Genomic DNA, 12,064 nt, shown 5'->3' on the forward strand with positions numbered 1-12,064 from the left:
AAACCGGGGGCTGCCGCGCGGCCCGACCAGACCGGCGCGGGACGCTTTGCTCAGACAGGCTCGATGTCGCCCTCGGCACGTAAATCGTGGAACTGCGCCTCGAATCGGGCAAAGCCGCCCGCAGCGATTGCCTCGCGCAGACCCTGCATGAGTTCCTGGTAGTAATGCAGGTTGTGCCAGGTCAGCAGCATGCCCGAGATCATCTCCTGGGCGCGGAACACGTGGTGCAGATAGGCGCGCGAATAGTTCCGGCACGTCGGACAGGTACATTGCTCGTCCAGCGGGCGCGGATCGTCCTGATGGCGGGCGTTTTTCATGTTGACCTGCCCGCGCCGCGTCCAGGCTTGCCCTGTGCGCCCCGAACGCGACGGCAAAACACAGTCCATCATGTCGATGCCGCGCTTTACCGCGCCGACGATGTCATCCGGCTTGCCCACCCCCATCAGGTATCGCGGCTTGTCCTGCGGCAACATGTCCGTCGCGAAATCAAGGGTTTGCAGCATCATCTCCTGCCCCTCGCCCACCGCGAGACCGCCGACGGCATAACCGTCAAAGCCGATGGACTTCAACGCATCGGCGCTTTCCTGGCGCTGGTCGGCATAGACACTGCCTTGCTGGATGCCGAACAGCATGTGGCCGGGGCGGTCACCAAAGGCGTCCCGCGAGCGCTGCGCCCAGCGCATCGACAGCCGCATGCTGTCCAGGGCCTGGGCCTCGGTGCAGGGGTACGGCGTACATTCGTCAAACGCCATGACGATGTCCGAACCCAGCAGCCGCTGGATCTCCATCGAGCGTTCGGGCGTGATTTCATGTTTCGACCCGTCGATGTGGCTTTTGAAGGTGACGCCCTTTTCGGTCAGTTTGCGCAGCGCGGCCAGGGACATCACCTGAAATCCGCCGGAATCCGTCAGAATGGGGCGCTCCCAGTTCATGAACTTGTGCAGGCCGCCCAACCGCTGCACCCGCTCGGCCGTGGGCCGCAGCATCAGGTGGTAGGTATTTCCCAGCAGGATGTCGGCGCCGGTCGCGCGCACGCTTTCGGGCATCATCGCCTTGACGGTGGCGGCGGTGCCGACCGGCATGAAGGCAGGTGTGCGGATGTCGCCCCTGGGTGTCGAAATGACCCCGGTCCGGGCCATGCCATCCTTGGCGTTCAGGGTAAATGAGGTGCTCATGGGAGCCTGCTTTAAGCCCCCCGATGGCGCGGCACAAGACAGCTGCGGTGCGCGACGCCCCGGCAATGTTGCAAACCGGCCCGGACTGCCGCCCGCCCGGTATCCCGCAAGGCATCGGCACCGCGACCGGGGTCACTGCCGCCTGCCCCGGCAGCCGCGCGGGTTTCCGCGGCCCGAGGCGGCCCGGCAGAGCGCCCGAAAAGCCGCCCCACCGTGCGAAACGTTCCGTCAAACGGCCCGACTGTAACACAATGGTCATCTGCGCGCCCTAGGCACACCTTGCGGCGCTTCGTCCTGCTTGTTAGGGCTGGGGACCCTCTTCGCACCAAAGGCGTGAACATGACCGACGACATTCCAGTATCTCCCGATCTGATCCGTTTCGGATGGGAAGAATGGGTCGCACTTCCCGACCTTGGCCTGCCGGCGTTGCGGGTAAAGGTCGATACCGGGGCGCGCACCAGCGCCCTGCATGCCTTTGACATCGAAACCTTCGGATCGGCCAGCGCGCCGCGCGTGCGCTTTACCGTGCACCCGATCCCGGGACGGGACGATCTGGTGATCCCCTGTTCCGCGCCCATAGTCGACCGGCGCAGCGTGGTGTCGTCGAACGGGGAAAGCGAAAGCCGCTACGTCATCGGCTCGACCCTGCGGGTGGGCGGCGAAGACTGGCCGATCGAGATCACCCTGACCAATCGCGACCGGATGAACAGCCGGATGCTGCTCGGACGCGAAGCGCTGAAGGATCACATCACCATCGTTGCCACGGACCGTTTCTGCCAGCCCGAGCTGAGCTATGACGTCTACTCCTCGCTCGAAGTCCGCCGCGCCGCCCCCAAGCGGGCGCTGCGGGTGGCGGTGCTGAGCCGCGAGGACAATTATTCCACCCGCCGTCTGGTGGCCGAAGGCGAAGAGCGCGGCCATACGGTCGAGGTGATCGACACCACCCGCTGCTACATGGCGATCAACGCCATGGCGCCCGAGGTGCATTACGACGGCAAGCGGCTGCCGCGCTATGATGCGGTGATCCCGCGCATCGGCGCCTCTGTGACCTCTTATGGCACGGCGGTGATCCGGCAGTTTGAAACCATCGGCACCTTCTGTGTGAACGGGTCCGAAGGCATCACGGCGAGCCGCGACAAGCTGCACGCGCACCAGTTGATGGCCCAGCACCGGATCGGCATGCCGAACACCGCGTTTGCGTCGTCGCCAAAGGACACGGATTCGCTGATGCGGCTGGTCGGTACCGCGCCGCTGATCGTGAAGCTGCTTGAATCGACGCAGGGCAAGGGTGTCGTCCTTGCCGAAACCAAGAAGGCGGCGCAATCGGTGATCGACGCTTTCCGGGGTCTGCGGGCCAATTTCCTGGTGCAGGATTTTGTCAAGGAAGCGGCAGGCGAGGATGTGCGCTGTCTGGTGGTCGGCGGCAAGGTCGTCGCCGCGATGAAGCGCACCGGCGCCGAAGGCGATTTCCGCTCGAATCTGCATCAGGGCGGCACAGCCACGGTGGTGCGGATCTCGAAGGACGAGCGGGAAGCGGCGATCCGGGCGGCACGGGCGTTCAAGCTGAACCTCGCGGGCGTCGACCTGCTGCGCTCGGAGGCCGGGCCCAAGGTGCTCGAGGTCAATTCCAGCCCCGGGTTCGAGGGAATCGAGGCCGCATCGAAGAAAAATATCGCAGGAATGCTGTACGATCACATAGAAGAACGTGTGCGCCCGGTGCCGGTCCGCAAACGCAAATTGCTGGGCTGAGCGGGGCGCGCGCGACGGCACCGGTCGCGCGGTCTGCCAGTCGTGCTGATCGGCAGATCGGCTGCCCTTTACGCCGTCATTGCCATTCCCTATATGTTTGCTCAGGTAAGACTTGGAAGGACCGTCCATGACCGACGCAAGCCCAAAGCTTGAAGGCACCCCGCTGATCACGCCGTCCAGCACCGATCATCCGCTGTATGATCAGGTGGTCGAGGCCTGTCGCAGTGTCTATGACCCCGAAATTCCGGTCAACATCTATGATCTGGGGCTGATCTACACCATCGACATCTCGCCAGAGAACGCCGTGAACGTGACCATGACCCTGACCGCGCCGGGATGTCCCGTGGCCGGAGAGATGCCGGGCTGGGTGGCCGAGGCGATCGAACCGCTGGCCGGGGTCAAGCATGTGGATGTCGACATGGTCTTTGAACCGCCCTGGGGCATGGACATGATGTCAGACGAGGCGCGGCTTGAACTGGGGTTCATGTAGGCGTTCGCCACCGGGCTGACGCCCTTTTTCCCCTCCCCTCCCCGCGACGCAGACAGAAGGCGCCTTTGCCGATGCCCTCGGAAAAGCAGAAGATGATTGGCGGGGAGCTGTACCTGGCCGGTGATCCCGAACTTGTCGCGGAGCGCAAGCGCGCGCAGGGGCTGATGCGCGATTATAATCAGACGATCTTTGGCGACGACGCGCGCAAGGACCTGTTGCCCCAGCTTTTCGCCAAGGCCGAGGGCGTGGCGGTGCGGGCGCCGGTCTACGTGGACTATGGCTATAACATCACCCTCGGGCGCGATGTCTTCGTGAACTACGGCTGCGTGTTCCTGGATGTCTGTGCGATCACCATCGGCGAGAAGACCGCCATTGGCCCTTATGTCCAGATCCTGACGGCGGATCATCCGCGTGACGGGGCGACCCGCGACGCCGGGCTGGAGTTCGGCCGCCCCGTCACCATCGGGCGCAATGTCTGGATTGGCGGCGGGGCCGTGATCCTGCCGGGTGTCAGCATCGGCGACGACGCGATCATCGGCGCGGGCAGCGTGGTGACCCGCGACGTTCCCGCAGGGGTCACGGTCGCGGGCAGCCCGGCCCGCCCCCTTGTTTCCAAAGGCTGATCGCCTTACCTTGAGGCCAACACAGGAGTTAGGCGCATGTTCGGCATTCCCGGCAAATCCCCGATCACCATGACCCCGGCGGCGATCAGCCAGATCACCCGGCTGATGGCGCGCGACAACCGCGCCGGTCTGCGGATCGGCGTGAAAAAGGGCGGCTGCGCGGGCATGGAATACACGATGGAATACGTCGACGCGGCCGACCCCCATGACGAGGTGGTGAATCAGGATGGCGCCTGCGTGATGATTGCGCCGATGGCGCAGATGTTCCTGTTCGGCACCGAAATCGACTATCAGACCTCACTGCTGGAATCCGGTTTCCGGTTCAACAACCCGAACGTGGCGGATGCCTGCGGCTGCGGCGAGTCGATCAAGTTCAAGGACATCGCCGAACTCGAGAGCGAGCAGGCGGGCGGCAAGGCCTGAAACCCCCGCATCTTCGCCAGCATACGAACGACGGCCCGAGGGTCGGCGGCACCGTGTTGCAGCATTCGTCTGTGGACGTTCCGAGCTGCCGGTGCCGGGAAGCGGTCTCGCGACCGTCAGAAGGCAAATTTTATTTGAACCCGAATAGACACAGGAGACTTCATGCGACGCAAGATGGCGGCAGGAAATTGGAAGATGAACGGCACGCAGGTGTCCTTGGCGGAACTCGCGGCCCTGCAGGGCATGGCGCAGGGCACGGTTGAGACACTGATATGCCCCCCGGCGACACTGATCTATGCGGCGGCGGGCCTCAAGACCGGCATCACCATTGGCGCGCAGGACTGTCACAGCGCCGAAAGTGGCGCGCATACCGGTGATCTGTCGGCTGGCATGCTGGCCGATGCCGGCGCGGCATATGTGATCACCGGGCACTCTGAACGCCGTCAGGACCATGGCGAAAGCGATGCCGATATCGCCGCCAAGACCAAAGCCGCCTGGGCTGCCGGGCTGAAGGTGATCCTGTGTGTCGGCGAAAGCCTGGAACAGCGCGAGGATGGCACCACGCTCGAGGTGCTCGCGGCGCAGCTCAAAGGCTCGGTGCCGGACGGCAGCACCGGCGGCAATCTGGTCATTGCCTACGAACCGATCTGGGCCATCGGCACCGGCAAGGTTCCGACCGCCCAGCAGATCGGCGAAGTACACCGCTTCCTGCGCACCGAACTGGCCAGCCGCTTTGGTGACGACATCGCCGGTGGCGTGCGGTTGCTGTATGGTGGCAGCGTCAAGGCGTCGAATGCTGCGGAAATCTTTGCGGTACCGGATGTCGACGGCGCACTTGTCGGCGGAGCCAGCCTGAAGGCGTCGGATTTCATGCCCATCGTCTCGGCGCTGAACGCCGCTCCCAACACCTGAGACCGGCCACAGACCAGGTGGAGCCGGGCCGTTTCGCGGCTGGTGCTCGGGACAGACGCTCCGGCGCGGACCGACACGGTCGACAAAGACGGGCCCGCGCGATGCGCGGGCCCGATACTCGTTACCAACCTCAGTTGGTGATGATCTCGGGGCCCATGATGCTGTTGGGCAGGAAGGTCGAGATGATCGGGATGTAGGTGATCAGGATCAGGAAGACGAAGAGCACGGCGAGGAACGGCAGCGCTGCCTTCACCACCCGCATCATCGACATGCCCGCCACACCGGAGGTCACGAACAGGTTCAGGCCGACCGGCGGTGTGATCATGCCGATTTCCATGTTCACCACCATGATGATGCCCAGGTGGATGGGGTCGATCCCCAGCTGAATGGCAATCGGGAACACCAGCGGCGCGACGATCACGATCAGTCCCGAAGGCTCCATGAACTGCCCGCCGATCAGCAGGATGACGTTCACGATCACCAGGAACATCACCGCACCAAAGCCTGCGCTCAGCATCGCATTGGCGATGTGCTGCGGGATCTGCTCGTCCGTCAGGACGTGTTTGAGCAGCAGCGCGTTGGCAATGATGAACATCAGCGTGATGGTCAGCTTGCCGCCTTCGAACAGCGTCGCCTGCGTGTCGCGGTGAAAGAACGCGGTGACCAGCGCCAGGGGCTTGCGGTGCAGCGGCAGCGGGCGGCCGCCCGGTTCGGTTGCGGCCAGCGGACCCATGTCGCGGTAGATGAAGGTCGCCACGACAAAGGCATAGACGGCGGCCACGGCAGCGGCTTCGGTCGGGGTAAAGGCCCCGCCCTTCCAGTAGATCGGGCTCAGGCCGTCCTCGAACCGGATCCAGGGGTGGCCGTAGATGCCGCCCATGATGATCCCGATTAGCAGCAGACCCCAGACGGCGTCACGGAAGGAATCGCCGATTTCGCCCCAGCCCAGCCATTCGCCCCTGGGCATGTCCTTGATACGGGCGATGACATAGATCGTCACCATCAGCATGAGCCCCGCGAGCAAGCCCGGAAAGACCCCCGCCAGGAACATCCGCCCGACCGAGACATCGGTGGCCGAGGCATAGACCACCATCACGATCGACGGCGGAATGAGGATGCCCAGCGTGCCCGCGTTGCAGATAACCCCGGCGGCAAAGTCCTTGGTGTATCCCACCTGCCGCATCGCCGCGATGACGATGGAGCCGATGGCGACCACCGTGGCCGGGCTGGACCCGGACAGGGCCGCGAACATCATGCAGGCCAGAACGCCGGCAATGGCAAGACCGCCCTGCAGGTGCCCGACGCAGGCAATGGCAAAGCGGATGATCCGCTTGGCGACGCCGCCGGTGGACATGAAGCTTGAGGCCAGCACAAAGAACGGGATCGCCAGCAGCGTGTAGTGCCCGGCCATCGCCAGATACAGCGACTGGGCGACCGAGGCGAGCGAGGTTTCGGAAAAGGCCAGCTGAAAGAAGATCGAGCTGAAGCCAAGCGCCACGGCGATCGGAACGCCGAGAAACAGCAGGCCGATGATCAGGATAAAGAGAAGGAGGACTTCCATGTAATCAGTCTCCGCGGTTCATGGCTGCGACGTCCTCGATGGCGTCTTCGGCTTCGTGGCTGACGATCAGGCTTTCGCTTTCGTCGTTCCAGACCCGCAGGACCGCCTGACAGATGCGGAACAGAATCAAGACGGCGGCAATCGGCAGGATGGTGTAGGGCACCACGCGCGGCAGTTTCGAATACCGCTCGCCGTAGTTGATCCAGTCTTCCAGAAACCGCAGCCATTCCGGCATCGGGATCTGGTCGGTTTCAAAGAAGGAACGTCCTCGGGCCTGGGTGTCCAGCCCGGTCGGGAACCAGTGTCCGGTGGTGGGGGGAAGATCGGCGAAGGGCGCCCACTGATCCCAGGCGCCTTTGCACAGCAGCAGCGCATAGGCAATGCAGACCACCCCGGCGATCAGCGCCACAACCTTGCGCGGCCCGGGGGGCAGCAGATTGGTGATTGCGTCAACCCCGAGGTGCGCCGTCACCTTGAAGGCATAGGACACCCCGAACAGTACCAGCCATGTGAACAGCACCAGCACGATTTCAAGGCTCCAGATCAGCGAGCTGTTGAAGACGTAGCGCAGGATCACGTTGACGAATGTAAGCATCGTCATCAGACCCAGCATGACGGCGATGGCGGTCTCTTCGAACCCGTGCACGACCCGTCCGACAGGGCCTTTGGGTGTGTATTTGCCGCTCATGGTGTCCCTCCCCCGGCAGAATCGGACGGCCCGGAATGTCCGGGCCGTCCTTCAGATGTCCGCGCTTCAGTTCTGCGCGTTGATCTCTTGGGCTGCGGCGATGTTCTCGGCGCCGACCTCTTCCTCGAACTGCGCCCAGACCGGCTTCATCACGTCGACCCAGTCCTGGCGCTGCTCTGCGGTCAGCTCGCGGATGGTGCCGCCGGCATCGAGGATCGCCTGACGCGCCTCGAGATCGACCTTGCCGACTTCGGCGTTCCGCTCGACGGTGACCTCGTTCAGGATGGTCAGGAACTGCTCGCGCACGGCGGCATCCAGGCTGTCGAGCCAGTCGACACTCGCCACCACCAGATAGTCGATGATGCCATGGTTGGTTTCGGTGATCCCGTCCTGCACCTCAAAGAACTTCTGGCCGTAGATGTTGGACCAGGTGTTCTCCTGCCCGTCGACAACGCCGGTCTGCAGCGCGCCGTAAACCTCGGCAAAGGCCATCGGCTGCGGGCTGGCGCCCAGCGCGTTCATCTGTGCCACAAGCACATCCGAGGGCTGCACGCGGAACTTGAGGCCATTGGCATCCGAGGGCTCGAGCAGCGGCTTGTTGGCCGAAATCTGCTTCATGCCATTGTGCCAGAAGCCCAGCCCCTGCAGGCCGCGGCGCTGCATCGCGTCCAGCATCGCGCGCCCGGTATCGGACCCCTGGAAAGCGTCGACCGCCGCGATGTTCTTGAACATGAACGGCAGGTCGAACAGGCGGTAGGATTTGGTGATCGATTCAAACAGCGACAGCGACGGTGCAGCCAGCTGCACATCGCCGCGCAGCATCGCCTCGATCACCTGCTCGTCGGTGTACAGTGTCGAGTTCGGGAACACCTCCATGCAGGCGGTGCCGTTCATCTCGTCGTTTACGCGCTGCTGCAGCAGCGACGCGGCGATGCCCTTGGGGTGTTTGTCGGTGTTGGTCACGTGGCTGAACTTGATGACCATCTCGCCGTCTTCGCAGGATGCGGCAGCGGTCTGCGCCGTGGCGCCCAGAGCCATTACCGCGGCAGCGGTCATGAGAAACTTCTTCATCGGTGTCCTCCCGGAACGTTTTTTGAATTTGAGGTCCAAGCGCCACTCCCCGAGGCGGCTGGATGTCCCTAGAAGACAGCGCCTGCGACGGCGCATCAAGGCTTCGCTTCCGGTGACGCCTTGAAATCCTTAAAATCTATATTTTTCAATATCTTATAAAGAAAGGCTCAGAGCCCCCACTGGCATCAGCGACCCGGTTGTGCGGATTTTCGCACAAATGTTTGCGCTGCCCGTGCGAAAATCCGCACAACTCCGACTCGGCAGAGCGGCGGACTTCGCACCGGCACAGGCGCGCTGTCGCCCAGGTTGGGGCTAACGGAAGGACTCGGGTTTCAGCCCGTATTTCGCCAGTTTGTCGTAAAACGTCTTGCGTGGCAGCTTGAGCGCTTCGGCAGCGGCACTGGCCTGCCCGTCACAGCGCCGCAACGCTTCGCTCAGCAACGACTGTTCGACTTGGGCCAGTTGTTCGCTCAGCCCGAGCCGGGTGTCCGGGGTTCCGGCTTCGCGCAGGCCCAGCGCAAAGCGCATCGCCGCCGACATCAGCGCCCGGGCATTGCCCGGCCAGTCCTGCGCCATCAGGCCTGCGACCACTTCGGGGGTGATCTCGGGCGGCCGCAGTCCGGCCTGCTCGCTGGCCTGCGCCACGTAATGACGGAACAGCACCGGAATATCCTCTGGCCGCTCGGACAGGGCCGGAATCCGCACGGTCACGACCTGCAACCGGTAGAACAGTTCGGCACTCAATCCGCCCGTTGCCACCATGGCGTCGAGCGCCTGCGTGCTGCCTGCGATCAGACGGGTGCCGCCCCCCGCCTGCGACCGCTCGAGCGCGTCGATCAATGCCAGCTGCGTGTCCATCGGCAGCGCCCCGATATCGTCCAGGAACAGCGTGCCGGGGGCGCAGGCCTGCCAGATTTCGCTCAGCAGGTCGCGCGTCAGACCGGCCGAGGCGCGCTTCTCGAACGGCCCCTTGGCTCTCGGTGAACACAGGTGCACGACTTCGGCAATCTTTGATATGCCGGTTCCGGGCGCGCCGGTCACCAGCACGTCGGTGCCCGCCTTCGCGGCGGCACGCACCGTGGCGCGCAGATCTCCGGCCAGGGCGGAATTGCCAAAGATCAGCCGGGCGGCGGCATCCCCGGTCTCAAGCTGCGCCTTCAGGCGGCGGTTCTCCAGCACCAGGGTCCGGGTACGCAGGGCGCGTTCGATCACCGCCGTGAGATCACCCGGGGCGCAGGGCTTTTCGAGAAAATCAAAGGCGCCGGCGGCCATCGCCCGCACCGCCATCGGGATGTCACCCTCGCCGGTCAAAAGGATCACCGGCAGATCCGGATCGACGCCGCGGGCATACTCCAGCAGATGAAATCCGTCGCGGCCCGGCATCCGCAGATCCGACACCACCACGCCGGCAAACCCGGGGGCGATGTGATCCTTGGCCTCGATGAACGAGCCCGCGGGAAGCGCCTGCATGTCAGCCAGTTCCAGCGACTGGCACAGCGCATCGCGCACCGCGGTGTCATCGTCGACCAGCAATACCCGCCGGATCATCGCCGCTCTCCTGCGGGATGGCGGGTGGGGCGACGGGCGTCAGCCCGAGCGTCACCGGCCATGCCCCGCCTCACGCCGCCACCTCTTCGGCCCAGGGTTCCAGCGCCACGGTGAACACGGCACCACCCCCCGCGGCATTCGCCCCCAGAATGGTGCCGCCGAAACTCTGCACCAGACCATAGCTGATCGACAGACCCAGCCCCATGCCGTCACCGCCCCCCACCGCCTTCGTCGTGTAGAACGGATCAAAGATCCGGTCCGGCTCCTCGATGCCCGGGCCGCTGTCGCGGAACGTCACCAGCGTGTGTGCGCTGGTCACGATCCCGATCTCCAGCCGCCGCCGCGCGCCGCCCTCCATCGCATCCGCCGCGTTGGTGATGAGGTTGACGAACACCTGCCCCAGACGGACGTCCCCCCCCCGCACCCACAGCGGCGCCTCGGGGCGCTGCCAGACAAGGTCCACCGCCGCCTGTTCGCGCCGCGTCTCGGTCAGTTCGACCGCGGACTGCAACACACGGCCCAGATCGACCCGGGTCACCGGCGCGCTTTCCTGTCGTGCAAACGCCCGCAGATTGCGGATGATCCGCGCCATCCGCTGCGCCATCTCGGAAATCCGACCCAGCGCCTCGCCGGCCTTTTCCGGCCGCTGCCGGTCCAGGAAGGCGACACCATTCTCGGCATAGGACCGGATGGCCATCAGCGGCTGGTTCAATTCGTGGCTGATGCCCGCCGACATCTGCCCCAATGCGCTCAGCTTGCCGGCCTGGACCAGTTCCGTCTGCGCCTGTCGCAATGCGGCTTCGGCCTCTTCGCGCTCTCGCACCTCGCGGCGCAACGCGGTGTTGGTCGCGGACAGCGCCCGCGTGCGCGCGGCCACCCGTTCTTCCAGCACGATATTGGCCAGTGCCAGCGCACGCCGCCGCTCGGTTGTCAGAAACAGCAGCGCCCCGAGAAACAGGCAGACCGCGACCACCACAGCCGCCTGCAAGGCTGCAAGCCGCCGCGCCGGGGTGACGTCGATCAGAGCGCCCCCCTCCATTTCGATCACCGGCAGCGGTGTCGACAGGTACAGCGCCCGCTGCGGCACATAGGGGCTCCAGTCCTGCAGCCAGATCTCGTGGCCGCCCAGCCGCTGCAGCGCCACATCGTACCGCGCCAGGTCCGGCGCCTCCATCGCCCCGTCACCGGCAGGTTTCCAGAACAGCAACTCCGAGCGGTTGGTGATGAAGATCTGCCCGTCGGCATCGGTGAAATAGACCGTGGGCAGGGTGCCGCGCCAGTCCTGTTCCAGCTCGACCACATCGACCACCGCCACCAGAACGCCGCGCACCTTGCCGGTGGCACCGAAATTCGGCGCGGCAAAGGAAAATGTCCGCTGACCGTTGCGAATGCCCAGCGACACCCCCAGTGCCCCCTGCAACGCCCGCAGGAAATGCGGGGACTGTGCCAGATCCGGCGGCACGTCTCCGGTGGACGAGGCCAGCACCTGACCACGGGCGTCGGCGTATAGTGCGGTCAGCGTGCCGGTCTTGTCCGCGGCGGCCAGCAGCACCGCCTCGGCCACGGCGCGATCACCCACCGTGTGCAGCAATTCCAGCGTTGGGTGACGCGCCATCAGGACCGCGAATTCGCGGTATCGCTGCAACTGCGTGACCAACCTGTCGGCTGCCAGCTCCAGATCCGACCGGCCCCGGGCCGCCACCTGATCCAGCGCCTGCACATAGCCGTAGACCCAGACGCCGACCGACAGACCCAGCACGGCGGCAAGGTAAAGTCCGATCAGCGCCGGTCGTGAAGAGATCCAGGTCCGCATGCCCCTGCTTA

Annotated in this window: 11 protein-coding genes; 5 read left to right on the forward strand and 6 right to left on the reverse strand. The window is 64.8% G+C overall.

Features of this window, described 5'->3' with window-relative positions:
- Nucleotides 1-50: 50 nt before the first annotated feature.
- The gene (tgt, locus tag FOY53_RS03805) at nt 51-1,175 is read right to left on the reverse strand and encodes a tRNA guanosine(34) transglycosylase Tgt (RefSeq protein ID WP_146585889.1); all 1,125 of its coding nucleotides are present in this window, start codon (nt 1,173-1,175) and stop codon (nt 51-53) included.
- 339 nt (nt 1,176-1,514) lie between these two features.
- Between tgt and rimK the strand changes: the two genes are divergently transcribed.
- The 5 genes from rimK (at nt 1,515) to tpiA (ending at nt 5,372) form a co-directional block, all read left to right on the forward strand.
- Nucleotides 1,515-2,924, forward strand: coding sequence for a 30S ribosomal protein S6--L-glutamate ligase (rimK, locus tag FOY53_RS03810; protein ID WP_146585891.1), 1,410 nt, complete (start codon nt 1,515-1,517; stop codon nt 2,922-2,924).
- Nucleotides 2,925-3,051: 127 nt separating this feature from the next.
- Nucleotides 3,052-3,414: an SUF system Fe-S cluster assembly protein gene (locus tag FOY53_RS03815; protein WP_146585893.1), complete on the forward strand. Its 363-nt coding sequence runs from the start codon at nt 3,052-3,054 to the stop codon at nt 3,412-3,414.
- Between the two features lie 71 nt (nt 3,415-3,485).
- Nucleotides 3,486-4,037, forward strand: coding sequence for a sugar O-acetyltransferase (locus tag FOY53_RS03820; RefSeq protein WP_146585895.1), 552 nt, complete (start codon nt 3,486-3,488; stop codon nt 4,035-4,037).
- Between the two features lie 36 nt (nt 4,038-4,073).
- Nucleotides 4,074-4,460 (forward strand): HesB/IscA family protein, encoded by a 387-nt coding sequence (locus FOY53_RS03825; RefSeq protein WP_146585897.1) that lies wholly within the window; start codon nt 4,074-4,076, stop codon nt 4,458-4,460.
- Between the two features lie 162 nt (nt 4,461-4,622).
- Nucleotides 4,623-5,372 carry a triose-phosphate isomerase gene (gene tpiA / locus FOY53_RS03830; protein WP_146585899.1) on the forward strand — a complete coding sequence of 250 codons (750 nt, stop codon included), beginning with the start codon at nt 4,623-4,625 and terminating at the stop codon, nt 5,370-5,372.
- A 130-nt stretch (nt 5,373-5,502) separates the two neighbouring features.
- Here the strand turns inward: tpiA and FOY53_RS03835 are convergent, their stop codons facing one another.
- The 5 genes from FOY53_RS03835 to FOY53_RS03855 form a co-directional block, all read right to left on the reverse strand.
- Nucleotides 5,503-6,933, reverse strand: a complete 1,431-nt coding sequence (locus FOY53_RS03835) for a TRAP transporter large permease (RefSeq protein ID WP_146585900.1) — start codon at nt 6,931-6,933, stop codon at nt 5,503-5,505.
- 4 nt (nt 6,934-6,937) lie between these two features.
- Nucleotides 6,938-7,621, reverse strand: coding sequence for a TRAP transporter small permease (locus tag FOY53_RS03840; RefSeq protein ID WP_146585901.1), 684 nt, complete (start codon nt 7,619-7,621; stop codon nt 6,938-6,940).
- A 66-nt stretch (nt 7,622-7,687) separates the two neighbouring features.
- Entirely contained in the window at nt 7,688-8,692 is a 1,005-nt protein-coding gene (locus FOY53_RS03845; protein WP_146585902.1) for a DctP family TRAP transporter solute-binding subunit, read from the reverse strand.
- Between the two features lie 312 nt (nt 8,693-9,004).
- Nucleotides 9,005-10,240 carry a sigma-54-dependent transcriptional regulator gene (locus FOY53_RS03850; protein ID WP_146585903.1) on the reverse strand — a complete coding sequence of 412 codons (1,236 nt, stop codon included), beginning with the start codon at nt 10,238-10,240 and terminating at the stop codon, nt 9,005-9,007.
- Between the two features lie 70 nt (nt 10,241-10,310).
- Complete coding sequence (locus FOY53_RS03855) at nt 10,311-12,053, reverse strand: sensor histidine kinase (RefSeq protein ID WP_146585904.1); 1,743 nt, start codon at nt 12,051-12,053, stop codon at nt 10,311-10,313.
- Between the last annotated feature and the right edge of the window lie 11 nt (nt 12,054-12,064).

Origin of the sequence: Puniceibacterium confluentis, from assembly GCF_007923445.1 — a bacterium.
Taxonomy (GTDB): domain Bacteria; phylum Pseudomonadota; class Alphaproteobacteria; order Rhodobacterales; family Rhodobacteraceae; genus Puniceibacterium; species Puniceibacterium confluentis.

Excerpts from the sequence above, each read along its gene's own strand:
- tgt (WP_146585889.1), bottom strand. The coding sequence starts at position 1,175 with ATGAGCACCTCATTTACCCTGAACGCCAAGGATGGCATGGCCCGGACC.
- rimK (WP_146585891.1), top strand. The coding sequence starts at position 1,515 with ATGACCGACGACATTCCAGTATCTCCCGATCTGATCCGTTTCGGATGG.
- FOY53_RS03815 (WP_146585893.1), top strand. The coding sequence starts at position 3,052 with ATGACCGACGCAAGCCCAAAGCTTGAAGGCACCCCGCTGATCACGCCG.
- FOY53_RS03820 (WP_146585895.1), top strand. The coding sequence starts at position 3,486 with ATGCCCTCGGAAAAGCAGAAGATGATTGGCGGGGAGCTGTACCTGGCC.
- FOY53_RS03825 (WP_146585897.1), top strand. The coding sequence starts at position 4,074 with ATGTTCGGCATTCCCGGCAAATCCCCGATCACCATGACCCCGGCGGCG.
- tpiA (WP_146585899.1), top strand. The coding sequence starts at position 4,623 with ATGCGACGCAAGATGGCGGCAGGAAATTGGAAGATGAACGGCACGCAG.
- FOY53_RS03835 (WP_146585900.1), bottom strand. The coding sequence starts at position 6,933 with ATGGAAGTCCTCCTTCTCTTTATCCTGATCATCGGCCTGCTGTTTCTC.
- FOY53_RS03840 (WP_146585901.1), bottom strand. The coding sequence starts at position 7,621 with ATGAGCGGCAAATACACACCCAAAGGCCCTGTCGGACGGGTCGTGCAC.
- FOY53_RS03845 (WP_146585902.1), bottom strand. The coding sequence starts at position 8,692 with ATGAAGAAGTTTCTCATGACCGCTGCCGCGGTAATGGCTCTGGGCGCC.
- FOY53_RS03850 (WP_146585903.1), bottom strand. The coding sequence starts at position 10,240 with ATGATCCGGCGGGTATTGCTGGTCGACGATGACACCGCGGTGCGCGAT.
- FOY53_RS03855 (WP_146585904.1), bottom strand. The coding sequence starts at position 12,053 with ATGCGGACCTGGATCTCTTCACGACCGGCGCTGATCGGACTTTACCTT.